This is a genomic window from Xanthomonas euvesicatoria, assembly GCF_013112235.1.
Taxonomy (GTDB): Bacteria; Pseudomonadota; Gammaproteobacteria; order Xanthomonadales; family Xanthomonadaceae; genus Xanthomonas; species Xanthomonas euvesicatoria.
Genome location: NZ_JABFFS010000001.1, coordinates 3,696,008 through 3,718,103 on the forward strand (window position 1 = coordinate 3,696,008; position 22,096 = coordinate 3,718,103).

Below are 22,096 nucleotides of genomic sequence, written 5' to 3' on the forward strand. Positions count from 1 at the left end.
CTTTCGGGGGAGCGCTTGCACGTCTTCGCCACGGGCAGCGGCCTGGATGCAATGCGCGTTCGATCGAGCGCGGCGTCATGCCCCGATGCAGTGCCAGTGCGATCCAGAGAGCGCAGACGCATCGCCACACATCGCGCTGATCAGACGGCGCGCGGTTGTTCAATATCGCGATCAACATGCAACAGCGCGTCGCGGCGACCGCCAAGCAACCGCAACCGCAACGCGGTGCAGTGAGGCTGCAGCATGCCGAGGCGTTGCGCGCCGCCCTACGGTTCGCGCATCACGCGCGCGGCCTGAGTCAGTCGCTAAACGAATTCTTCCCGCACGTCCCTCCCCCGAAAGAGGTGGTGGTGCTTCCCCCGATCCCGCCCGACAATGATGCGATGCCGCATGCGTCCGTCATCCATTCGCTTTGCTTGTCGCGCTTGCGCGCGGCAGCGGTGGTGGCGCTGTGGTGGCTACTCCTGCTCTGTCGTCCTGCCTGCGCAGCCGGCATCGCCGCGACTCGCGACGGGCTGCTGCAGTTCCACCACACGGCCTGGAGCATCGAGCGCGGTGCGCCGGCCGACATCTGGGACATCCAGCAAGCCGATGGCGGCGCGCTGTGGCTGGCGACTGGCTTCGGGCTGTTCAAGTTCGACGGCGAACACTTCACCCGGCAGGCAGCGCCGGAGGGCGAAGCCTATGCATCGCACAACATGACCGCACTGTCGCTGACCACCGACGACGGCGCGTGGATCGGCTATTTCAATGCCGGCATCGATCGCCTGGCCGACGGCCATCTCACCCATTTCGTCCCCGGCAAGGATGTGCCGGATGGAATGGTCTTTCGCATCGAGCGCGATGGCAGCGGCCGTCTGTGGGCCGCCATCGATGGCGGGCTGTGCTGGTTTGACGGACAACGCTGGCATCGCGCCGGTGCCGACTGGGGCTACCCGGAATCCAGCGCGCAATGGCTGCTGCGCGATCGCCGCGGCATCTTGTGGGTGAGCGATGGCAGCCGCATCCTGTCGCTGCAACCGGGTGCACGACGCTTCGAATCCAGTGGCCAGCAGGTCGGGCACTTCACCACCATGGCCGAGCACCCGGGCGGCGCGATCTGGGTCGCCGATCCGCACCGCGGCGTGTTCGCGCTCACCGATGCGCATGGCGTGGTGTTACCCGCCGTGGCACGCAACCGGCTGCAGTTTCCCGGCTTGTTCGCGCACCGCATCCGTTTCATGCGCGATGGCGCGCTGTGGGGCAGCGACTACATCGCAGGCGGGGTGTTCCGTGTCGCCCAACCCACATCGCCGGCGCCGGTGCTCGAACGCTATGGCCCGCTGCAGGGTCTGACCTCCTCCACTGCCGGCCCGCTGCTGGAAGACCACGAAGGCAACCTCTGGGCCGGCACCAATCTGGGGCTCAACCGCTTTCGCCATCGGGCCCTGCTGCCGCTGGCGGCATTGCTGCCCGGCCAGACCACGGCGGTGGCGGTCTTTGCAACCGTCGCCACGCCAAGTGCACCGGTGTTGCTGGCGGTCCTGCGCGACGAGCGCCAGCTGGCATTGACGCGGACCGGCATCCAGGCCCTGCAACGCGGCGCGCCTGTCGGCGTGCTCCAGGTGCCGTCCAACGCCAACGGCTGGTTGCTCGGCGACAACCGCCTGCTGCGCCTGCACGCAGGCCGCACTCACTCCCTGCCCCTGCCGCAGGATGCGCGCACCGGATCGATCCGCGCGTTTGCCGTCGATGCCCAGGGCTCGCCCTGGGCGTGTCCCGATGCCAGCGGCCCGCAGCGCTGGGACGGCCATCGCTGGCAGCCGATTGCGAGCTTGCAGGACCAACCCTGTTCGGTCCTGGTGGCCGCGCCCGATGGCGCGCTGTGGGTAGGCAGCGTCACAGGCGAGCTCAGCGTGCTGCGTGGCGGGCAGGTGCAGCACTACACCGCCAACAACGGCTTGTCGGTCGGCCCGATCACCGCCATTTGGCGCAGCGCAGCCCTCACCCTGGTGGCCGGCGAAAGCGGGCTGGCAGTGCTCGGCAGCGATGGCCGCTTCCAGCAGGTGGCCGATCAGGCCAATCCGGTGTTGCAGGGCATCACCGGCATCGCGCGCGACCGTCACGACACCTTCTGGTTGAACGGCAATCGTGGCGTCGTGCAAATCGGCCGGCAGGCATTGCTGCGCAGCCTGCGCAGCGGCCTGGTCAGCCCCACGCTGCGCCTGTACGACATCATGGATGGCCTGCCCGGCGTCGCCCAGCAGGCCACCCCGGTGCCCACCGCGATCGCCGCGGCCGATGGCCTGCTCTGGTTCACCACCAACCAGGGCCTGGCCTGGCTCGACCCCGAGCAAACCTATCGCAACACAACCGCGCCGAAGGTCTTCATCACCGAGGTGGTTGCCAACGACCGCCCTTACCCGCGTCAGGACGGCCTGCACCTGCCCAAGTGGACCGACCGTCTGCGCATCGGCTACGACGCCATCAGCCTCACCCGCCCGGAGCGCGTGCGGTTCCGCTACCGGCTGGAGGGGGTGGATGCACGCTGGCAGGACGCCGGCAACCGCAACGAGGCCTTCTATACCAACCTTGCACCGGGGCGTTACCGCTTCCGTATTGCGGCCGCCAACAACGACGGCCTGTGGAATGCACGCGGCGACACCCTGGCCTTCGTCATCGAACCGGCCTTCATCCAGACCTGGCAGTTCAAGGCCTGCTGCGCGCTGGCGTCGCTACTGGCGCTGGGTGTTGCCTGGCGCATGCGGACCCGGCAGGTGGCCGGGCGCCTGCGCGCGCGTCTGGAAGAGCGCTACCGCGAACGCGAACGCATCGCCCGCGAATTGCACGACACCTTACTGCAGGGCACCCAGGGGCTGATCCTGCGGCTGCATGCTGCCAGCCGCTCGCTTCCCTGGAACGATCCGCGCCGGCTGGAGCTGGAACAGGCGGTGGATCTGGCCGAAAACGCGCTTGCCGAAGGCCGCGATCGCGTCAACGGCTTGCGCGACAGCCAGTCCCTGCACGAAGACCTGGCCGCCGCCCTGCAACGGGCGCGCAACGCCAGCATGCCGCCGCCAACGGCCGCACTACAGGTCTGCGTCGAAGGCCGGCCCATGCGCCTGCGTCCCCTGGTGGCCGACGAGCTGTTCCAGCTCGGGCGCGAAGCGCTCGCCAATGCCGACCGGCACGCCAACGCCACCGGCATCGCGCTGGAACTGCGTTACGGTTCTCGTGACTTCACGCTGCGCATCCGCGACGATGGCCGCGGCCTGGACCCGGACGTGCTGCACGGCCACGCCCGCACCGGGCATTGGGGCCTGACCGGCATGCAGGAACGCGCGCAGCGCATCGGCGCCAAGATGCAGCTGTGGTCGCGTCCCGGCAGCGGCACCGAAATCCAGATCACCCTGCCCGCCCGTGCCGCCTACCTGCGCGCCAAGCGGTGGTGGTGGCCATTTCACACCGCACGACCCACGGAGAGTTCCAATGGCTGAGATGGCCCGACCAACCGGGGTGCTGGTGGTAGACGACCATCCGCTGCTGCGCGATGGGCTCAGTGCCATGCTCGCCGCCGAGCACGACATGCGCGTGGTCGGCGAAGCGGAAGACGGCGAGCAGGCAGTAGCCTGCTACATCCGCCTGCGCCCGGACGTGGTGTTGATGGATCTGCAGATGCCACGCGTGGACGGGGTCGAGGCCATCCAGCGCATCCGCCAGGTCGACTCCGCCGCCAAGGTCATCGTGCTGACCACCTATACCGGCGACGTGCGCGCGGTGCGCGCCCTGCAGGCAGGCGCCTGCGGCTACCTGCTCAAGAGCGCGCTGCGCCGCGAGCTGGTCGACACCATCCGCGACGTGCGCCGCGGCCAGCGCCGGCACGTGCCGGCCTCGGTTGCCGAAAACATCGCCGCCCATGTGCTCGACGATGCCCTGTCCGCGCGCGAGACCGAAGTGCTGAACCTGGTCGCCACCGGCTGCTCCAACAAGCAGATCGGCAGTGCCTTGAGCATCTCCGAAGAAACCGTCAAGGCCCATATGAAGAACATCCTGGGCAAGCTCGGCGTGCGCGATCGCACCCATGCGGTTACCGTCGCGCTGCGGCGGGGGATCCTGTCGCTGGAGACCTGAGCGGCGGCTCGCCCATCCTGGGCCCAGCCAGCGGCGGCTTTTGCTACGCGGTCGACCATTCTTGAACGCGAGGCGACACGCGCGATAGCTCCGCACGCTCAAACCGATCGGCTTACGCTATCGTATGCACCGCCAAGCGGCATGGGGGCCGCTTCAGCATCTGGTTCGGCAGCCGATAACGGCTACGTCCAACCGCTGCACTGCGCTGCGGCGGCACTCGACTCACTCATTTAAACGCGTTCAGGGGAATTGCGATGCTTCGTCACTCTTTGCGGGTGCGCCTGCTGTTGCCGGTGCTGGCCTTGGTGCTGGTTGTGGTGGTGGCACTGACAGTCGTCCTGTCCATCACGGAAGCCAACCGGGTCCGATCCGAGGCAGAAGCCGCAATCGGCCGGCAATCGCTTTCGCTACAAACGTTGTTCGCTGTCACGCGCACGATGATCCTCGATCGCGTCAATTCTTCGATGCGCCAGCTGCGCAAGGAAGCCGGTACACAAGGCAGCCCCAGCCTGGGTGGCGAAGTTCGCGTAGCCGACCGTAGTGCCAACGATCTGCTGCTGGGCCAGAAGCCGCAGGCCAACAATTTCACCCTGCTGGACGAAGTGACGGCAATCCACGATGGCACCGCGACGTTGTTTTCGCACACCGGCGAAGACTTTGTGCGCATTTCCACCAACGTCAAGAAGAACGACGGCAGCCGCGCGATCGGCACCGTGCTCGACCCAAGCGGCCAGGCGGCCGCCAAACTTCGCAATGGCGAGAACTTCTACGGTGTGGTCGACATCCTCGGCTCACCTTATATCACCGGCTACGAGCCGATCTTTGGCGGCAACGATCGCAAGGTCATCGGCGCCTGGTACGTCGGGTACGAGGCCGATACGCAGGCATTGGAAAACGTGGTCAGCAGCCGTCGCGTGCTCGAGTCTGGCTTCATCGCCGTGTTCGACAGCAAGAACAAGCTGCGCTTCCACTCTTCCACAGGCGCGACCACCGATGCGGCCACCATCGAGCGCATCGTCAAGGAGATGCCCGACGATTGGGTCGTGACCAAGCAGGAAGTACCCGATTGGGGATTTACTCTGGTGTCGGCCTATCCTGAAAGCGACATCAATGGCGTGATCATTCGGCAGTCGCTGTGGATCGCCGGCATCGGCCTGCTGATCTGTGCGCTGCTGGTCGGCGTGCAGTGGGCACTGATCTGGAGCCGGGTGTTGCGCCCCATCCAAAACCTCACCACCGTGGCCGAAGAATTGAGCCTCGGCAAGTGGAACCACACCATCGCAGAGGTCAACCTCAAAGATGAAATCGGTACGCTGGCGCGCGCCATCTCCCGCTTGTCCAACAGCGTCCGGTTGGCCATGGAGCGCCTCAGCAAACGCTGAGTCGCTGTCACCCATTCCGTACCTGATGCTGCAAGGAAGACGCCATGTCCACTGAATTCCGTCCGCTGATCGAGATCCTGCGCGAGCTCAAAGCGCTGGCATTGAAGAAGGCGTCCGGCTTTCTGTTCATCGTCACCGAGGAAAACCACTCCTGCATCGTCCGCATCAACAGCGGGCAGATCGAAGAAGTGGTGTTCCGCATGCTGCGCAATGACGAGGCGGTGCAACGCCTCACCATGGTCAACGCAGCCAAGGCGCGCTTCCAGGCCGACCCCGGGGCGGGCCTGGGCAAACCCTCGCTGTTGAGCGACGACTCGCGGCAGTGGTTGATGGGCGGTTTTGAACAGGATCTCGGCGGCGCACCGTCGCCGGTGCGTGCGCCGGTTGCCCCGACACCGGCTCCTGCCGCAGCTGTCGCAAGCGCGAGTGCGGCGCCGGTCGCCAGTGGCGACAACGCCGGGCCCGACGAGCGCGTTCGCAGTGCACTGGAATCGGTCGCATTGAACTACCTCGGCCCGATCGCCGGCATGCTGTGCGATGAAGCCTGGGACGCCTCCAGCGACATCGAGCAGGTGCTCAGCCAGCTCGCCGCCAACCTGGCGACACCCCAGGAAGCACAGAAGTTCATGGCCGACGCCCGCGTGGCATTGGCCAAGGTTCGCTGAGGAGCATCTCAGTTCGGCTCCTGCATCAAGGCCGCGCACTGCGCGGCTTTTTTTTGTGGGCGCGGCAAGGGCGCCGGCCATGCGTTGCAACATCAAGCCACGTCGAGGAAGGCCGAACATCGGCTATGCGTTGCTGGTCTGCGAGGCGTGCGCAGTGGCCAGCGTGACGATAGATCATGGCATCCGACCCAGGCTCGGCCTGTCGGCTATCAGCAAACGTGCAGCTCATGCAGATCGCAATGCGCCACGAAGCGCTGCAGATTGCCCGACAGACGTTTTTGCCGGTGCTGGATCCGGTAGAAGCGACGGGTCAGCCGCGGCAAGGTGGTCTGCAGAATCACCAGCCGGCCCAGCGTCACCAGGTCCTGCACCGCGCACAGCGATAGGCAGGCCAGCCCCAGTCCTTCCGCCGCCGCCTGCTTGATCGCCTCGGTGCTGCCCGGCTGCAGATCGCTGTGCAGATGATGCAGGTGCGGCAGCAAGACCTGTTCTACCGCCTCGCGCGTGCCGGAGCCGGGCTCGCGAAGCAGCCAGTGCGCCTGTCGCAAGGCCTTCAACGGAACCCGTGCCTGCATGGCGGCCTGCGCCACTGCATGCGTCGGTGCCGCCACGATCACCAACTCGTCCTGTCGCCAAGGCACGACCTGGAGGTCTGCCTCATGGCACGGGCCTTCGATCAAGCCGATATCCACCTCCAACCGGCTCACCGCGGCGGCCACCTCGCGTGTGTTGCCGATGATCACGTCCACCGCCGCGCCCGGCCACGCGCTTCGATAGCTGGCAATCAGCGACGGCAACACATAGTTGCCGATGGTGGTGCTGGCCCCCACGCGAAGGCGCGTGAGCAACGGCGCAGCCGCGGCAGCGGCACTCCCAAGGCCGAACTGGCCTTCGATCTGCTGCATGCCATCGAGCAACGCCCTGGCCTGCGGCAGCAATGCACGGCCATTGTCGTTGAGCATTAAACGCTTGCCGATGCGGTCGAACAGCTGCGCGCCGAGCAGGCTCTCCAGTTCGTTGAGCGCACCGCTGGTAGCCGACTGCGATAGCGCCACGCGCTCTGCGGCCGCGGTAGTACTGCCGGTATCGGCCACGGCCGTGAAGATCAGGAGTTGCCGCAGGGTCAGGCGCATGGGGCTATCGATTACCTGTTTTATCGATAGGTTATAACGAAATTATCCGTTTGTTGGATAGTTCCGGGCAGTCCACAGTGCGCTCCTGCCTGCCGCGCGTTGCGATGAAACCACCATGTACAGCACTCCTGCCCCACCCAACCTTTTGCAAGGCCATGCCGCTGGGGCCACCCGGCGCCTGCGCCACTTGGTGCCCGGTCTTGCATTGACGGGCCTGCTGGCTGGCGCGTCGATGCAGCTGGGCAAGATCGGCGGGCTGCAGGCCAACGGCGTCAGCGCGCTGACCCTGGCCATCCTGCTCGGCATGCTGGCCGGCAACACGTTCTATCCGCGCCTGGCTGCGAACGCCGACCCGGGCGTGCGTTTTTCCAAGGCCACCCTGCTGCGGCTGGGCATCGTCCTGTACGGCCTGCGCCTGACCTTCCAGGACATCGGCAACGTCGGCTGGACTGGCGTTGCCATCGACGCGGCGGTGCTGTGCAGTACCTTCGGCCTCGCCTGTTTCGTTGGCACGCGCGTGTTCGGCCTGGACCGCACCACGGCGATGCTGATCGGTGCGGGTAGCTCGATCTGCGGTGCAGCCGCCGTGATGGCCGCCGAACCCGTCGTCCGCGGCCGCGCCGATCAGGTAATGGTCGCGGTGGCCACGGTGGTGGTGTTCGGCACGCTGGCGATGTTCCTGTACCCGGTGCTGTATCACCTGGTCGCGCACTCCCGCGGGTTCGCCCTGTCGCCGGCGGCATACGGCGTCTTTGCCGGTTCCACCATCCATGAAGTGGCACAGGTGGTCGCTGCGGGTCGCGCCATTGGCGAGCAGGCCGCAAATACCGCAGTGATCGCCAAGATGGTGCGGGTGATGCTGCTGGCGCCGTTTCTTATCGCCCTGTCGGCCTATCTTTCTCGAACCAGGGGACAGCACGCAGATCCCTCAAAGTGCGATGGCGGTACCGACCAGAACGCGCGCACGCAGCCCGGCAGCGTCGTGATGCCCTGGTTCGCGCTTGGGTTCATCGCGGTTGCTGGACTCAACTCGCTGGCGTTGCTGCCACCGACGCTGGTGCACCAGGCGATCGACATCGATACCGTCCTGCTGGCGATGGCCATGGCCGGCCTGGGATTGACGACGCACGTCTCGGCCATCCGCAAGGCCGGCATCAGGCCGCTGGCGCTTGCAGCCATTCTGTTTGCATGGCTGGTTTGCGGCGGCTTTGCCCTCAATGTGGGCATCACCGCAATGTTCCACTGACGTGGAATTCGTGATGGGTGCATCCCATCACGGCATGTGGATCTCACCCCCGCGGAATCAGCCAGCCGCTCGCCAACCTGCAGATTGATGCGCCGCAAAACGACAGGGGCGCAATCGCGTGCATCATCTTGCGACCCGCCCCGGGTCAGCCAGCCGTTGCTTCCGTTCCGGAGGACGTCGCCATGCCAACCACCGAGCTGTTCGACACCACGGCGATCCAGGCCGGCGCGCGCCTGCGCTATTGGAAAGACCTGGTAAGAACGGCCTTCGACAACATGGAGATCGAGCCGGCATCGCAACGCTTCTGCGCGCGCATGCAGAGGCGAGGCTTCGGTTCGATGCACCTGACCACCGTCGAGTCGACTCCCGTGGCGATCGATTCCAGGCGCAGCAGCAAATACGATGGCATCTACCTGATGCGCAACGAGCATGGCAGCTGCGACGTCTATCAGCATGGCCGGCAGGCGCGTTTGCAAGCCGGCGAACTGGTCGTGTTGCGCGCGCGCGATCCGTATCGCATCGAATGCAGCCGCGATCACCGCACACGCGTGCTCTACCTGCCCGGCACCGATCTGGCCGATCAGTTGGCTGCGCAGAGCGCCACCGCTTATCGCGGCGAACAGTTCCAGTTGCTCGGCAATTTCATCACGCATCTCGATCACCTCGGCGCCGGGCAGCACGTCTCGACGCTGCTGACCACCGCCTGTGCCCTGTTGGCGCTGACCTGGCCTGCGGCTGCCGGCACGCATTCGGGAAGGAGCACCGCGCTCGCCTGGCAGGCGCGCCTGCGCCAGCATGTGCATCAGCATCTCGCCGATCCGGGGCTCGGTGCGCAGAGCATCGCCCGGCATTTCGGCATCACGCCCCGCTATGTGCAACTGCTGTTCGCTGCCGCGCACACCTCCCTCGGTGCCTATGTGCTCGAACAGCGCCTGCAGTGGGTGGCCGAGCGCCTGCGCGATCCGGTCGCCGCGCCCATCGGCGAGATCGCGCTGGAGGCAGGCTTCAGCGACGTCTCGCATTTCTGCCGCTGCTTCCGCAAACGCTTCGGCAGCAGCGCACGTGCCTACCGCAACGGCGCAAACGCCGGTTAGCGTGCAGCGCTGGATGCCGATTTCGCTCCTGGTCAAGTTTGCTTCGTCGCTCGCCAAGCGCTGCCGCCGTCGCGCTCTCTAAGCTGCGCGTGCCCATGTCGGGTACGAACCACCAGCCGGAGGCGGCACCGCATGAATGCCTTGAGTCGCATCAGCAGCGATATCGATCTGTTTACCGACGACGCGTTGCACGACCCCTACCCGCTCTATGCCGAACTGCGCAATCTCGGGCCTGCCGCCTACCTGCGCACCTATGACCTCTACTACCTGGGCCGCTACGAGCAGGTGCGCAAGGCGCTGATGGATTGGCAGACGTTTTCGTCCGCGCAGGGCGCCGGGCTCAATCCGGTCATCAACAAGCAGTGGGAACACGCGCTGATCTGCGTCGATCCGCCCATGCACGGTGGCACCCGCAAGCTGTTCACCGAACGTCTCGGTCCACGCCATCTGCAGCACGTCCAAGACACCATCCATCAACGCGCCGACGAACTGGCAAGAAGCCTGCAGCAGCGCGAGCAGTTCGATGGCGTACGCGACGTCGCTCACGATCTGCCGGTCAATGTGATTTTCGATCTGATCGGATGGCCGGAAGAAGCGCGCGGCGAACTGGCGGCGCTGGCCGCCGGCTGCTTCGATGCCTGTGGCCCGGACTCTTTACGCATGCGCGCGGCCCTGCCGCGCCTTGAAGCGATGCGGGCATTCGTCGCCGACACCTACGACCGCGATCGGCTTACGCCCGGTGGCTTCGGTTCCACGGTCGCCGCCGCCGGCAAGCGCGGCGAGATCCCGCGCGAAGCGGCCATCGGCCTGATGGAGGGCTATGTCATCGCCGCCTTCGACACCACGATCAATGCCATCAGCAATGGGCTATGGCAGTTCGCGCAACATCCCGAGCAGTGGGAAAGGTTGCGCCAGGATCCGGGCAAAGCACCTGCCGCCTTCCAGGAGATCATCCGCATCGACAGCCCGCTGCAGCACCTCTCGCGCGTGACCACCCGCCAGGTCGATCTGGGCGAAGGTGTCGTGCTTCCCGCAGGCGCGCGGGTGATCGTGAGCTATGCCTCGGCCAATCGCGACGAACGCCATTATCCGGAACCGAACCGCTTCGATATCGAGCGCAATCCCGTCGATCACCTGGGATTTGGGCTGGCGACGCACAATTGCGCAGGCCAGGCGCTCGCCAAGCTGGAAGGGATGGCCACATTCGCAGCGTTGGCCCGCTACATCGACCACTTCACGCTGACCGGGCCGGTGCAACGCATTCCCAACAGCATCACCCGTGGGCTGTCGCATCTGCCCATGCGCGCGCACTAGGAAGCGACCATGCCCACCATCACCTATATCGAACCGAGCGGCGAGACCGTGGCGGTCGACCTCGCGCCGGGATGGACCCTGATGCAAGGGGCCATGCATCACGGCATCGATGGCATCGAAGCGCAGTGCGGCGGCTCCTGTGCGTGCGCCACCTGCCATTGCTACGTGGAGGCCGGCGGCCAGGACCTGCCACTGCTGGACATGGAGGCCGGCATGCTCGACAGCGTGGCGGCCGAACGGCGCAGCAACAGCCGCCTGGCGTGCCAGCTCGTACCGACATCGGACATGACCGTACGCTTTCCGGATCGGCAGACATGAGCCTGCGCACGGCAGGTGCGCGATGAGCGGCATGGTCATCGTCGGTGCGGGTCAGGCGGGCCTGCAGACCGCCGAATCCCTGCGCAGCGGCGGCTATACGGGCTCCATCGTCTTATTGGGGGACGAGCCCTGCGCGCCCTATCACCGTCCACCGCTCTCCAAGGGGTTTCTGCTGGGCGAGGTGAGCGACACCCAGCTGTACATTCGCGCACCCGAGGCCTTGAACCGCAAGGGCATCCAGTGGCATGCCAGCGCCCGGGTGATGCGCATCGAACACGCCACCCGCACGCTGCACCTGGATGACGGCAGCACCCTGGGCTACACGGGGCTGTGTCTAGCCACCGGCGCACGCGCCCGCCGGCTGGAGGTCCCAGGCGCCGGGCTCGACCATGTCTGCATGTTGCGCGGCATGGCCGACACTCGCGCGCTTGCCGCGATCCTGCCGCACACCTCGCGGGTGGTGGTGATCGGTGGCGGCTTCATCGGGCTGGAATTCGCCTCCATCGCCAGGCGGCTCGGCAAGCAGGTCGTTGTGCTGGAGGCGGCCGATCGGCTGATGGCGCGCGTCGTCAGCCCGCAACTGGCGGACTTCTTCCTTCGCCTGCATCGAGACAACGGCGCGACCATCGAACTGGGCAGCAACGTCAGCGCATTGAGCGGCAATCGCGGCGTGGTGACTGCCGTCCACACCGCGGACGGGCGCGTGTTCCCGGCAGACCTGGTCGTCGTCGGGATCGGCGTCATCCCCAACGGCGAACTGGCCCAGCAGGCCGGATTGGCTTGCGATCGCGGGGCATTGATCGTGGACGCGTGCGCACGCAGTAGCAGCCCCGGCATCGTCGGTGCCGGCGACTGCACGGTGCGGCAGCGTGCAGGCAGCGGTTTGCTGCGGCTGGAGTCGGTCCAGAATGCAATCGAACAAGCCAAATCCGCTGCCGCCTCACTGCTGGGCGAGCATCGCCCCTACCCTGCGTTGCCCTGGTTCTGGTCGGAGCAGTACGAGGTCAGGCTGCAAATGGCCGGCTTTGCCGCAGGCCACACGCAGGCGGTGGTGCGCGGCGACCTGGCGACCAGCACGTTCTCCCTCTTCTACTACGTCGATGGCGAACTCTGCGCCGTGGACTCGATCAATCGGCCACAGGATCATCTGGCGGCCCGCAAGCTGCTCGAACTGGGACGCTCGCCGACGCCGCAGCAAGCCGCCGACCCCAACTTCGCGTTGACCAGCCTCATCCCCGCCTAGCAATGCGGCTGGTCGATCCGGCTCGAGCCCGCGCGCCTGCGCTTCGGCGGTGCGGCTGCACGCGCGCCTTGCGTTCAAGACCGCACTGCAGCGGCTTGGCGCCCCCTGTCAATGCATGGGTCTGCATGCCTGCCCGCAGATGGCAACCGAGCGGCATTACGGGCTGTCTGGCCTGGTCGAGGGCTGCAGCAGAAGCCGGAGCAGAGGATTCGGGAAACGTCGCGACATGGTCACCGCATGGAAAGTCTCCACGATGTCCGGCAATTGATCGCCTTCCATCAACGCGCCAGCGGCGATCTCGTCCTTGACCACGATCGGCGGAAGAACCGCCAGGCCGATGTCCTCGCGGGCAAGCAGTCGCATCATCGCCATGTCCTCCACTTCCGCCACGATCTGCGGCCGCACGCCCAGCCGGTCGGCCAATGCGTCGAAGCCGATGCGCACGCTGCTATCCACCGTCGGCAGGATGATGGGGTGGCTGCGAAGGCGGTCGGCGAAGCTGGCCGCATGGCCCAGGCGATCCGGCGTCCCCACCAGGCTGACCGGGTACTCCGCGAGCCGGTGAGTGACGAAGGGGGACAGCGCGTCGCCGGCAGGTGCCCGATTCAGCAGCACCACGTCGAGATTGAGCGCCTCCAGTGCGCGCAGCAGTTCACCCGCGCTGCCCGAACGCAAAATGAGGTCGATGTCGGTGCGGCCCAGCAGCGGCCGCAGGAATTCCATCTGGAAGTTGCGCGACAGCGTGGCAAGCGAGCCGACCCGCAGCGCCTGCCGCGCCGCACCTGTCTGCCGCAGCGTGCCGAGCAGTTCATCGCCGGTGGCAAAAATCGCATCGGCATGGTCGAGCACGATCTGTCCGGCCTCGGTCAGATGCAGTTGTCGCCCGCGGCGTTCGAACAGCGCATGGCCCAGGCGCTCCTCCAGCTTGCGGATTTGCACCGAAAGCGCCGACTGGGTGAGGTTGAGACGCTCGGCAGTACGGGTGAGGTTGCCGTCGTGCGCGACCGCCCAGAAGTAGCGCAGATGGTTGTAGTTCAAGGCGGCCATATCATTCGATAATAACGAACGAATCTGCAAGAACAATGAATTTTTATTCAACCCCACCGATCGCTATCGTGGCGCGGCCCGCCACCACGTTCGTTCTTAGGGGATTGCCTTGTCGCTCTATCTACTCCCACTGTTCGCACCACTCCTGTTGCTGACCGCCGCTGTCGTCGCCTTGGGGCGCGGCGGTCGGCCTCCACTGAAGATTCCCCTCCTCGCCGAAGGCGCCGCGCTCGGCGCGCTCTGCATCGCGATCGCATCGCTGGCGCTGGTGCTCTTGCGAGGCACCGGCGCCAGCCCGCTGATCGGATGGGGCGATATCGGCCTGTCCGCGCGGCTGGACGCGGTCAGCGTGACGATGCTCCTGCTGGTGGCCTTCGTTGGCTGGATCGTGGTGCGGTACGCGCGCACCTATCTCGACGGCGAGGCACGCCAGGGCTATTTCACCGGGTGGCTGTGCATGGCGCTGGCAGCGGTGCTGCTGCTGGTGCAGGCCGGCAACCTGGTCCAGGTCGTCATCGCCTGGATCGCCACCAGCATCGCGATGCATCGCCTGCTGCTGTTCTACCCCGAGCGCGTCGAGGCGCAGCGCGCCGCACGCAAGAAGCGCGTGTTCTCCACCACCGGCGGTATCGCCCTGACCTGCGGCGCGGTGCTGATCTGGAAAAGCATGGGCACGACCGATATCGCCACGATCAATGCGCTGGCCGCGCGCGGGCAGCACTCCTGGGCGCTGGTCGCGGCGGCCGCCCTGATCGCACTCGCGGCGGTGCTGAAATCGGCGCAGTTCCCGACCCACGGCTGGCTCACCGAGATGATGGAAGCGCCCACGCCGGTATCGGCCTTGCTGCACGCCGGCGTGGTCAACGGCGGCGGCTTCCTGCTGATCCGCTTTGCCGACCTGATGCTCGCCGCCCCCGGCGTGCTCGCCGTGCTGGCCATGCTGGGCGGGTTCACCGCCTTGTTCGGCGCGCTAGTGATGCTGACCCAGCCGGCGGTCAAGACCTCGCTGGCCTGGTCCACGGTCGCGCAGATGGGATTCATGATGCTCCAGTGCGGTCTGGCGCTGTTTCCGCTGGCCCTGCTGCACATCGTGGCGCACTCGCTCTACAAGGCGCACGCGTTCCTGGCCTCCGGCGGCGCGGTCGAGCAAGTGGCGGCCATTCGCCGGCCCGGGCCGGTCGCCGTTCCGAACGGGTCGGCGGTCGGCCGCGCATTTTTGATCGCACTGGCGATCTATATCGGCATCGGCACTGCCTTCGGGTTCACCTTCGGCTTCGAGCACAAGTCGCCACAGGCGCTGGCACTGGGCGCGATCCTGATCTTTGGTGTCGCCTACCTGCTGGCCCAGGGCCTTGCCGATGCCGCGCCACGCCCTCTCACCCGCAGGACGGCGATCTACGCCAGTGCCGCAGCGATCGGCTACTTCGCGCTGCAGACCGCTGCCGAATGGCTGACGGCCGGCGTGCTGCCGGGCACGCCCGCACCGGGGCGGCTGGAGTGGACACTGATGACGCTTGCGGTACTGAGCTTCGGGCTGGTGGCGGTGGCGCAGGCGCTGTTCCCGCTCTGGGCCTCGCACCCCGCTGCCGCCGGGCTCCGCGTCCACCTCTCCAATGGGCTGTATGCCAACGCCACGATCGACCGCCTGCTCGGCGGCTGGTCCATTCGCAAGACCTCCTGAACCCCTTCACCCCAGGCCCCCACGCTGATGACCACCACGCCCACCGCCATGCCTGTGTCCCTGTCCCACGATGTGATCATCGCCGCCGCCCAACGTGCGGCACGCGCCATCCCGCCGCTGTGGCCGCTCGCCTCCAGCGTTGCGGTCAACCCCTTCCTCGGCCAGGCCAGCGAGCCGTTGGAAATGGCGGGGGCGCGACTGCGGCGCGCGTCCGGTATCGCGATCACCATGCCGCGGTCCTGGTATGCAGAGCGGCTACAGTCCGGCCAGATCGCCGAGCAGGATCTGCAAGCCGCCTTGCAGAACGCGCCGGCAGCCCTGCGGCCGCCGAACTTGCCCGCACTGAAACAGGCGATCCAAGCCGCACGCCCTGCCCCGCAGGCGCTCCCCACGGTCGCCGAGCTGGCCCGCGACGCGGATGCGGTCGACTGGCCCGGCATCGTCAACGAGCGCATCGGTCACTGGGCAGCCGGCTATTTCGACCAGGGCCAGGCGCTGTGGGCGGTCGGCCAGTCCGGTGGCGCCTACAGCACCTGGCGGATCATCGCGACCCACGATCTGACTCCGGAAATCGCCGGCCTGGCAGGTTTCGCACGGTATGTGGCGGAGGCGCCAGCCAATGCCGAAGACGCCATCGTCGACTGCGTCGCTCGCCTGGGACTTTCGCAGGACGCACTGGACGGTTATTTCCACCGCTTGCTGACCACGTTGGGCGGCTGGGGCCAGCTCGCCCGGTATCGGCTCTGGCAGGCAGAGTTGAGCGGCGCAACCGATGCATGCGTCACCGATCTGCTCGCCATCCGCCTGCTCTGGGAAGCCGCGCTGCTGGGCAACGGCGCCTGCACGCTGGTGCCTGGCTGGCAGAGGGCCGTTGCCGCCTACGCCGAGCCGGTCGCTGCAACGTCGGACGATGTCATCGACAGCATCCTGCAGGAAGCGGCCGAACGTGCCGCGCAGCGCAAGCTCAACGCCGTGCTGGCCGCGCCATCGCCGGCCCAGGTCGCATCTGGGCGTGTGAAGCTGCAAATGGCGTTCTGCATCGATGTGCGCTCGGAAGTCTTCCGCCGCGCGCTGGAAAGCCTCGATTCGGGCATCCAGACCCTCGGGTTTGCAGGGTTTTTCGGCTTGGGCATCGGGCATCGCCGGTTTGCCTCGGACGTGGTCGAAGCGCGCCTGCCCGTATTGCTCACGCCAGGTGTGACCACCTGCGCGGGAAATGCAACGTCGTCGGCAGCCGCCTCCGACCTCAGCGCACGGATCGCGGCACGTGCCAAGCGCGCCTGGGGCCGCTTCAAGCTGGCGGCCATTTCCTCGTTCGCCTTCGTCGAGGCCACCGGCCCGATCTACGTTGCCAAGCTGCTGCGCGACGGGCTGGCGCTGGCCCGCCCGCATGCACCGGACGAGCCAGCGCCACGCCCTGCCGACGGGCTGGACCTGGAGACCCGGCTGACCATGGCCACGCGCATCCTCAAGGCGATGTCGTTCACCGGCGGCTTCGCCCGGCTGGTGGTACTCGCCGGCCATGGTGCGAAAGTGGTCAACAACCCTCATGCGAGCGCGCTGCACTGCGGCGCATGCGGCGGCTATTCGGGCGAAGTGAACGCGCGGTTGCTCGCGTCGCTGCTCAACGACAGCCAGGTGCGCGCCGGTCTTGCCGCACGCGGCATCGTCATTCCCGCCGACACGTTATTTCTGGCTGCACTGCACGACACCACGACCGATGCGGTCACCCTCTACACCGCCGATCACCCTTCGCCTGGGCATGCCGACGATCTCGCCCAAGCGAGGCAGTGGCTGGCCGCAGCCGGGGCGCTGGCGCGCGGGGAACGTGCCGTGCGCCTGCCCCGCGCGCATCGCAGCCAGGACATCGCACATCGCGCCCGCGACTGGGCCGAGATTCGCCCCGAATGGGCACTTGCCGGCTGCCAGGCCTTCATCGCCGCACCGCGCTCGCGCACTGCCGGGCGCGATCTGGCCGGACGCGCCTTCCTCCATGACTACGACTGGCGCTACGACGACGGCTTCGGCGTGCTGGAGTTGATCCTGACCGCACCGGTCGTCGTCGCCAGCTGGATCAGCCTGCAGTACTACGGATCCACCGTCGCGCCCGAGAGTCTTGGTGCCGGCAACAAGCTGCTGCACAACGTCACCGGCGGCATCGGTGTGGTCGAGGGCAACGGCGGGATCCTGCGCACCGGGTTGCCGTGGCAATCGGTGCATGACGGCCAACGCCTGACCCACGAGCCGCTGCGGCTCTCCGTGCTGATCGAAGCACCGCCCGAAGCGATCGCCACCATCCTCGAACGCCACCCGCAGGTCCGCGCCCTGTTCGACAATCGCTGGCTGCACCTGTTCGCGCTGGACGACGAAGGCCGCATGGCGCAGCGCTATGCAGGCGACCTGCGTTGGGAGCAGAACGCCAGCGGCGCACGCAGCTGCGATCACTCCGTGCCGATGCTTGCATGACACACACTCGCCTACCCCGCCACCGGACCGGAGGCGGGAGGGCAGGAAGTGGATTTTCTCCAAGCCAACGAAAACCCCGCCGGATCGGATCAACACCTTGGAATGATGGGTTGTCCGCCGGCAATGGCCGAAAGCAGCTGAGTTCGTTCAACCCCATCCTCGGCAGAGCTCCGAATCCACATCCTTGAAGAAGTGGCCGTGATGGGCATAGGCCTCTGCCGTCAGCAGCACAGGTCTTGCATTCGTGGGAGATACAGCGAGCCGGCCGGGCAGCGACAGGCTAACGTCAGTGTCTCGTACCACGGCAGCTTTCAATATTCGCTTGGCAGACGGCACGCGTGAGATTGTTGCGGGTGCACTCACCAGCATCTCCGTCTACCGACAGGATGGGAACGCCGTGTCCGGCGCCCCTGCGCATCCCTGCGTGGTCAGCAGGCTGCCGAAGCGGAGCAGCGAGAAGGCGTCGAACAGGGTCCATGCCTGGCCGGTGGATGATGAAATGCGTCGCTTCGATAATGGATTGGAGAGGGCTGCCGCTCGATAATGTGATCTCCCCGTGTCCTGCGATCCTCTTCCCTACGGCAGCGAGGACCTCTCATGCACTACGCCCAGTTTGGTCGCACCGGTCTTTTCGTGTCGAAGTTCTGCCTCGGCGGCATGACCTTCGGTGGTGCCACGACGCCTGCGGGTGCAGCCATTGGGCGCCTGTCGCAGCAGGAGACGAACGCCATCGTCGACCAGGCCCTCGATGCCGGCATCAACTTCATCGATACAGCGGACGTCTACGGCGGCGGCGATTGACGCGGTGCGCCTCCCTTCAGGCCTACTACTCCATCGCGGGGCGGGACATCGAACATGAGCTGGTGCCTGCGGTCATGGATGCACAGATCGGCCTGCTATGTTGGAGTCCGCTGGCCGGCGGACTGCTCTCCGGCAAGTTCGATCGCCATGGTCACACAGACAACACCGCGCGCCGCGCGTCGATCGCCTTTCCGCCGGTTGACGAAACACGGGTGCACGACATCATCGACACCTTGAAGACCGTGGCCGCGCGGCATGACGCGACCGCTGCCCAGATCGCGCTCGCATGGCTGCTCTCTCGTCCGGCGGTCACCAGCGTCATCGTCGGCCTCAAACGCCCCGAGCAACTGACCGAGAACCTCGGAGCGCTGGAACTGACGCTTTCGAGCGAGGACCTGGCCGAACTCGACCAAGTCAGCCGACCCGCTGCCGCATACCCGGGTTGGATCCAACGCTATAACGCCAGAAGCCGGGTTCCAGCCGGTCATGCATTCGAGGGACCGAGTTGGAGCCTTGGCGAGCGTCCGCTCTAGCCCGACCTGCCTGCGTCTGGAGCGGACGTGGTCCGGGCCTAGACGGCGAGAACGCCACGGAGCAGTGAGAAGGATGGCAAGTCCGGGATGCAGCTCCAACACGGAGAGGTCGGCGCACCATCCACAAGTTCCAGGACTAGACGCACGTGATGCCGAAGCGGGCTACGCAAGCCGTCCGGCCGTGTAGTCACGTGCCAGCGCGATGAAGGCCTGGAAGGCCGCAGAAGAATTGCGCCGGTTGTAGTAATACAGGCACAGCGGCGCGAGCGGCGGCGTCCAGTCTTCGAGGATGCGCACGAGCCGCCCTGCGGCGATGTCTTCGCGGATATCGGCCTCCATGAAATAGCCGATCCCCACCCCATTGGCCACCGCGATCCGCGCCAGCGATGCCTCGTCGAGCGTGATCGGTCCCTGGACCTCCAGCTGCAGCTCTTCACCGCCCTTCTCGAACCGCCACCGGAGCAATGTGCCATCAGGAAGCCGCCCGCGAACGCAGGGGTAAACGAGCAGATCCTGCGGCACTTTCGGGATAGCCCGGTTTTCGAAGAAGGCGGGAGAGGCAGCCACCGCCATGCGCCGCCTCTGCCCCAGCGGTATGGCGATCGCGTCGCTGGGCACCAGATCGGCACTGCGCACGGCCAGATCGAAGCCCGCCGCCACCACGTCAACCAGTCGCCCCTCGGTGACGATGTCGACATGCACCAGCGGATAGCGCTGCAGGTAGCTCAACACCAGCGGCGCCATGATCTCCCGCGCGGCGGTGGCAAAAGCATTGATGCGCAAGGTACCGGATGGCGTCTCCTGATGGGAGCGCACCGCGTTCAGCGCATTCTGGATGCCCTCGAAGGCAGGCTTGATGCGGTCGACGAACATCCGCCCCGCATCGGTAAGCGAGACGCTGCGCGTGGTGCGGTTGAACAACCGCACGCCAAGGTCTCGCTCGAGCTTGCCTACCGCGCTGCTGATAGCCGTGGTTGACATGTCCAGTTCCAGTGCCGCCGCACGAAACGAGCCGCAGCGCACGATGGCGAGAACCGCTTCAAGCTCGATCAGCGAATGACGCGTCATTATCCCGCTTTCCGTGATACTCCATGCGCCTTTATCTGGCTTATCAGGCGAAAAGTCCACCGCTAAATTGACGCCATCACCGCCGAGGAGATGACCATGTCAATCAAGCTACCCAATCCGATCGCCGACTACATCGAGGCAAACACCCGTCTCGATCTCGACGGCATGATGAAACACTTCCACGAGGACGCCGTTTTCATCGACAACGGCAAGCAATACGTGGGGCAGGCCACAATCCGCCAACTGCTCGAGGAAGAAGGGATCGCGGTGAAGGCGATCTTCGAGCCCGATACCGTGCGTGAAGAGGACGGCGCCGTGGTCCTCGAAGGCCCCACCCATGGCGACTTCCCCGGTAGCCCGCTGCGCTTCACCTATCGTTTCACGATGGTCAACGATGCCATCAAGACCCTGGAGACAAGGGTATGGGCATGAAGGCAGATCCGACCGAATTCGCCGGCAAGCGCGTGCTCGTCAGCGGTGGCACCAAGGGGCTGGGCCGTGCCACGGTCGAGCGCTTCCTCGCTGGCGGCGCCCGTGTCATCACCGCGGCTCGCACGATCAACGCCCCTATCGAAGGCGTCGAATACGTGCAGGCCGACCTGACGACCGCGGAAGGCGGCCAGGCGTTTGCCACGGCGGCGCTTGAGCGGCTGGGCGGCGTCGACATCCTGGCCCATGTCGTCGGTGGCTCCTCTTCGCCAGCCGGAGGTTTCGCCGCGCTGACGGACGAGCACTGGCTTGCCGAACTGAACCTCAACCTGCTGGCGACCGTGCGACTCGATCGGCTGTTGATTCCGCAGATGCTGGAGCGTGGCAGCGGCGTTGTGGTGCACATCACCTCGATTCAGTCGGTTCTGCCGTTGCCCGAGTCGACGACAGGCTATGCCGCCGCCAAGGCCGCGCTGCGGACCTACAGCAAGTCGATTTCCAAAGAGCTCGGCCCCAAGGGCGTGCGGGTCAATGCCGTCTCACCGGGCTGGATCATGACCGAGGCCACGCAGGACTTTCTGGAAACGCTCAGCAAATCTGGCGGCACGATCGAGCAAGCGCGTCAGTCTGTGCTCGATGCCCTGGGCGGTATCCCGATCGGGCGCGCAGCCGAACCTGAAGAGGTGGCCGATCTTATCGCCTACCTCGCTGCCGATCGTGCGGCGGCGATCCACGGCGCCGAGTTCGTCATCGATGGCGGCACGATCAGGACGGTGTAGGCATGGCTTTGCGGTATTCCCGCAAGCGCGCCGCTCACCTCCCCTTGCCGGTGGATGAAGTGGTTGCCCAATGCCAGCCCGCGGATTGATTGAAGAGAGGCCAACACCATGCCTGAGAACCCATCTTGCGAACGCTGCAGCTGGGCCCAGAACGACCCGCTGATGCGCGACTACCACGATGCCGAATGGGGCGTGCCCCAGCGCGACCCAAGGATGCTCTGGGAGATGCTCATGCTGGAAGGGTTCCAGGCAGGTCTGGCCTGGATCACCATCCTGCGCAAGCGCGAAGCCTTTCGCGCTGCCTTCGCGGGTTTCGATCCGGTCAAGGTCGCCGCTTTCGACGAGCAGGATATCGAGCGGCTGATGGCGAACCCCGGCATCGTGCGTGCGCGGGCCAAGATCGAAGCCACCATCAAGGGCGCGCGAATCTACTGCGACATGCAGGATCGCGGCGAAGACTTCTCGGCCTTCTGCTGGTCCTTCACGGCTGGCGTTCCCATCCTGGGTGACGGTGTAAGCCTGGTGGCCAGTACGCCACTGTCCGAGAACATCTCCAGGGAACTGAAGCGACGCGGCTTCAAGTTCGTCGGACCGACCATCATCCACGCCTGGATGCAGGCGGTCGGCATCGTCAACGACCATTCGCTTGGCTGCTTCCGACGCCATCTCGAGCACTAAGGAACCCGCTAGGGCGCAGGGCTCATCAGCTGGACCCATGGAAGCCAGATTTCAACTGCGGTACCGCAGGGCAAACCCTGTGCGCCAGCGCTCACTTCGACTTCACGTG

At 66.1% G+C, this 22,096-nt stretch carries 19 protein-coding genes; 16 read left to right on the forward strand and 3 right to left on the reverse strand.

All coding sequences use genetic code 11. The features are described 5' to 3' along the window. The first annotated feature begins 383 nt into the window (after positions 1–383). The 4 genes from HLH45_RS15960 (at position 384) to HLH45_RS15975 (ending at position 6,157) form a co-directional block, all read left to right on the forward strand. Complete coding sequence (locus HLH45_RS15960; RefSeq protein WP_029819528.1) at positions 384–3,476, forward strand: sensor histidine kinase; 3,093 nt, start codon at positions 384–386, stop codon at positions 3,474–3,476. Beyond that, entirely contained in the window at positions 3,469–4,110 is a 642-nt protein-coding gene (locus tag HLH45_RS15965) for a response regulator (RefSeq protein WP_008577924.1), read from the forward strand. Before HLH45_RS15960 ends, HLH45_RS15965 begins: the two co-directional genes overlap by 8 nt. Before the next feature lie 254 nt (positions 4,111–4,364). Further along, positions 4,365–5,492: a Cache 3/Cache 2 fusion domain-containing protein gene (locus HLH45_RS15970; RefSeq protein ID WP_008577923.1), complete on the forward strand. Its 1,128-nt coding sequence runs from the start codon at positions 4,365–4,367 to the stop codon at positions 5,490–5,492. A 44-nt stretch (positions 5,493–5,536) separates the two neighbouring features. Then, a complete protein-coding gene (locus tag HLH45_RS15975) occupies positions 5,537–6,157 on the forward strand; it encodes a DUF8082 domain-containing protein (RefSeq protein ID WP_008577922.1) in 621 nt (206 codons plus the stop codon). Between the two features lie 209 nt (positions 6,158–6,366). Here the strand turns inward: HLH45_RS15975 and HLH45_RS15980 are convergent, their stop codons facing one another. Then, positions 6,367–7,290, reverse strand: coding sequence for a LysR family transcriptional regulator (locus tag HLH45_RS15980; protein ID WP_008577921.1), 924 nt, complete (start codon positions 7,288–7,290; stop codon positions 6,367–6,369). A gap of 115 nt (positions 7,291–7,405) precedes the next feature. On the opposite strand from HLH45_RS15980, the gene HLH45_RS15985 reads away from it, so the two are divergent. The 5 genes from HLH45_RS15985 to HLH45_RS16005 all read left to right on the forward strand — a co-directional run bounded on the left by HLH45_RS15985 (position 7,406) and on the right by HLH45_RS16005 (position 12,505). Next, the gene (locus HLH45_RS15985) at positions 7,406–8,536 is read left to right on the forward strand and encodes a YeiH family protein (protein ID WP_033479442.1); all 1,131 of its coding nucleotides are present in this window, start codon (positions 7,406–7,408) and stop codon (positions 8,534–8,536) included. Positions 8,537–8,718: 182 nt separating this feature from the next. Continuing rightward, a complete protein-coding gene (locus tag HLH45_RS15990) occupies positions 8,719–9,630 on the forward strand; it encodes a helix-turn-helix domain-containing protein (protein WP_008577918.1) in 912 nt (303 codons plus the stop codon). 132 nt (positions 9,631–9,762) lie between these two features. After that, positions 9,763–10,944, forward strand: coding sequence for a cytochrome P450 (locus tag HLH45_RS15995; RefSeq protein ID WP_008577917.1), 1,182 nt, complete (start codon positions 9,763–9,765; stop codon positions 10,942–10,944). A 9-nt stretch (positions 10,945–10,953) separates the two neighbouring features. Next, positions 10,954–11,262, forward strand: a complete 309-nt coding sequence (locus tag HLH45_RS16000) for a 2Fe-2S iron-sulfur cluster-binding protein (RefSeq protein WP_008577916.1) — start codon at positions 10,954–10,956, stop codon at positions 11,260–11,262. Between the two features lie 22 nt (positions 11,263–11,284). Further along, entirely contained in the window at positions 11,285–12,505 is a 1,221-nt protein-coding gene (locus tag HLH45_RS16005) for an NAD(P)/FAD-dependent oxidoreductase (RefSeq protein ID WP_008577915.1), read from the forward strand. A 156-nt stretch (positions 12,506–12,661) separates the two neighbouring features. On the opposite strand, the gene HLH45_RS16010 is transcribed toward HLH45_RS16005, so the two are convergent. Next, positions 12,662–13,552, reverse strand: coding sequence for a LysR family transcriptional regulator (locus HLH45_RS16010; RefSeq protein WP_008577914.1), 891 nt, complete (start codon positions 13,550–13,552; stop codon positions 12,662–12,664). Between the two features lie 109 nt (positions 13,553–13,661). Here HLH45_RS16010 and HLH45_RS16015 point away from each other — a divergent pair, with 109 nt between their 5' ends. From HLH45_RS16015 to HLH45_RS16025, 4 genes are all read left to right on the forward strand, one after another. After that, the gene (locus HLH45_RS16015; RefSeq protein ID WP_008577913.1) at positions 13,662–15,233 is read left to right on the forward strand and encodes a proton-conducting transporter transmembrane domain-containing protein; all 1,572 of its coding nucleotides are present in this window, start codon (positions 13,662–13,664) and stop codon (positions 15,231–15,233) included. 27 nt (positions 15,234–15,260) lie between these two features. Further along, positions 15,261–17,699, forward strand: a complete 2,439-nt coding sequence (locus HLH45_RS16020; protein WP_046933267.1) for a YbcC family protein — start codon at positions 15,261–15,263, stop codon at positions 17,697–17,699. A gap of 597 nt (positions 17,700–18,296) precedes the next feature. Further along, on the forward strand, positions 18,297–18,500 hold the full coding sequence (locus HLH45_RS21835; RefSeq protein ID WP_008571370.1) for an aldo/keto reductase: 204 nt from the start codon (positions 18,297–18,299) through the stop codon (positions 18,498–18,500). Further along, positions 18,497–19,033 carry an aldo/keto reductase gene (locus HLH45_RS16025; RefSeq protein ID WP_008571369.1) on the forward strand — a complete coding sequence of 179 codons (537 nt, stop codon included), beginning with the start codon at positions 18,497–18,499 and terminating at the stop codon, positions 19,031–19,033. The genes HLH45_RS21835 and HLH45_RS16025 overlap by 4 nt, the downstream gene beginning before the upstream one ends. Before the next feature lie 162 nt (positions 19,034–19,195). Here HLH45_RS16025 and HLH45_RS16030 read toward each other — a convergent pair whose 3' ends face one another. Continuing rightward, positions 19,196–20,101, reverse strand: a complete 906-nt coding sequence (locus HLH45_RS16030; RefSeq protein WP_008571367.1) for a LysR family transcriptional regulator — start codon at positions 20,099–20,101, stop codon at positions 19,196–19,198. Positions 20,102–20,197: 96 nt separating this feature from the next. On the opposite strand from HLH45_RS16030, the gene HLH45_RS16035 reads away from it, so the two are divergent. The 3 genes from HLH45_RS16035 (at position 20,198) to HLH45_RS16045 (ending at position 21,987) form a co-directional block, all read left to right on the forward strand. Continuing rightward, positions 20,198–20,533 (forward strand): nuclear transport factor 2 family protein, encoded by a 336-nt coding sequence (locus HLH45_RS16035; RefSeq protein WP_031422926.1) that lies wholly within the window; start codon positions 20,198–20,200, stop codon positions 20,531–20,533. Next, positions 20,524–21,309 (forward strand): SDR family oxidoreductase, encoded by a 786-nt coding sequence (locus HLH45_RS16040; protein WP_008572364.1) that lies wholly within the window; start codon positions 20,524–20,526, stop codon positions 21,307–21,309. The genes HLH45_RS16035 and HLH45_RS16040 overlap by 10 nt, the downstream gene beginning before the upstream one ends. A gap of 108 nt (positions 21,310–21,417) precedes the next feature. Beyond that, on the forward strand, positions 21,418–21,987 hold the full coding sequence (locus HLH45_RS16045; RefSeq protein ID WP_031422928.1) for a DNA-3-methyladenine glycosylase I: 570 nt from the start codon (positions 21,418–21,420) through the stop codon (positions 21,985–21,987). Positions 21,988–22,096: the final 109 nt, after the last annotated feature.

Bases quoted from the DNA above. Each gene is read 5' to 3' on its own strand.
- HLH45_RS15960 (WP_029819528.1), top strand. From the start codon at position 384: ATGCCGCATGCGTCCGTCATCCATTCGCTTTGCTTGTCGCGCTTGCGC.
- HLH45_RS15965 (WP_008577924.1), top strand. From the start codon at position 3,469: ATGGCTGAGATGGCCCGACCAACCGGGGTGCTGGTGGTAGACGACCAT.
- HLH45_RS15970 (WP_008577923.1), top strand. From the start codon at position 4,365: ATGCTTCGTCACTCTTTGCGGGTGCGCCTGCTGTTGCCGGTGCTGGCC.
- HLH45_RS15975 (WP_008577922.1), top strand. From the start codon at position 5,537: ATGTCCACTGAATTCCGTCCGCTGATCGAGATCCTGCGCGAGCTCAAA.
- HLH45_RS15980 (WP_008577921.1), bottom strand. From the start codon at position 7,290: ATGCGCCTGACCCTGCGGCAACTCCTGATCTTCACGGCCGTGGCCGAT.
- HLH45_RS15985 (WP_033479442.1), top strand. From the start codon at position 7,406: ATGTACAGCACTCCTGCCCCACCCAACCTTTTGCAAGGCCATGCCGCT.
- HLH45_RS15990 (WP_008577918.1), top strand. From the start codon at position 8,719: ATGCCAACCACCGAGCTGTTCGACACCACGGCGATCCAGGCCGGCGCG.
- HLH45_RS15995 (WP_008577917.1), top strand. From the start codon at position 9,763: ATGAATGCCTTGAGTCGCATCAGCAGCGATATCGATCTGTTTACCGAC.
- HLH45_RS16000 (WP_008577916.1), top strand. From the start codon at position 10,954: ATGCCCACCATCACCTATATCGAACCGAGCGGCGAGACCGTGGCGGTC.
- HLH45_RS16005 (WP_008577915.1), top strand. From the start codon at position 11,285: ATGAGCGGCATGGTCATCGTCGGTGCGGGTCAGGCGGGCCTGCAGACC.
- HLH45_RS16010 (WP_008577914.1), bottom strand. From the start codon at position 13,552: ATGGCCGCCTTGAACTACAACCATCTGCGCTACTTCTGGGCGGTCGCG.
- HLH45_RS16020 (WP_046933267.1), top strand. From the start codon at position 15,261: ATGACCACCACGCCCACCGCCATGCCTGTGTCCCTGTCCCACGATGTG.
- HLH45_RS21835 (WP_008571370.1), top strand. From the start codon at position 18,297: ATGCACTACGCCCAGTTTGGTCGCACCGGTCTTTTCGTGTCGAAGTTC.
- HLH45_RS16030 (WP_008571367.1), bottom strand. From the start codon at position 20,101: ATGACGCGTCATTCGCTGATCGAGCTTGAAGCGGTTCTCGCCATCGTG.
- HLH45_RS16035 (WP_031422926.1), top strand. From the start codon at position 20,198: ATGTCAATCAAGCTACCCAATCCGATCGCCGACTACATCGAGGCAAAC.
- HLH45_RS16040 (WP_008572364.1), top strand. From the start codon at position 20,524: ATGGGCATGAAGGCAGATCCGACCGAATTCGCCGGCAAGCGCGTGCTC.
- HLH45_RS16045 (WP_031422928.1), top strand. From the start codon at position 21,418: ATGCCTGAGAACCCATCTTGCGAACGCTGCAGCTGGGCCCAGAACGAC.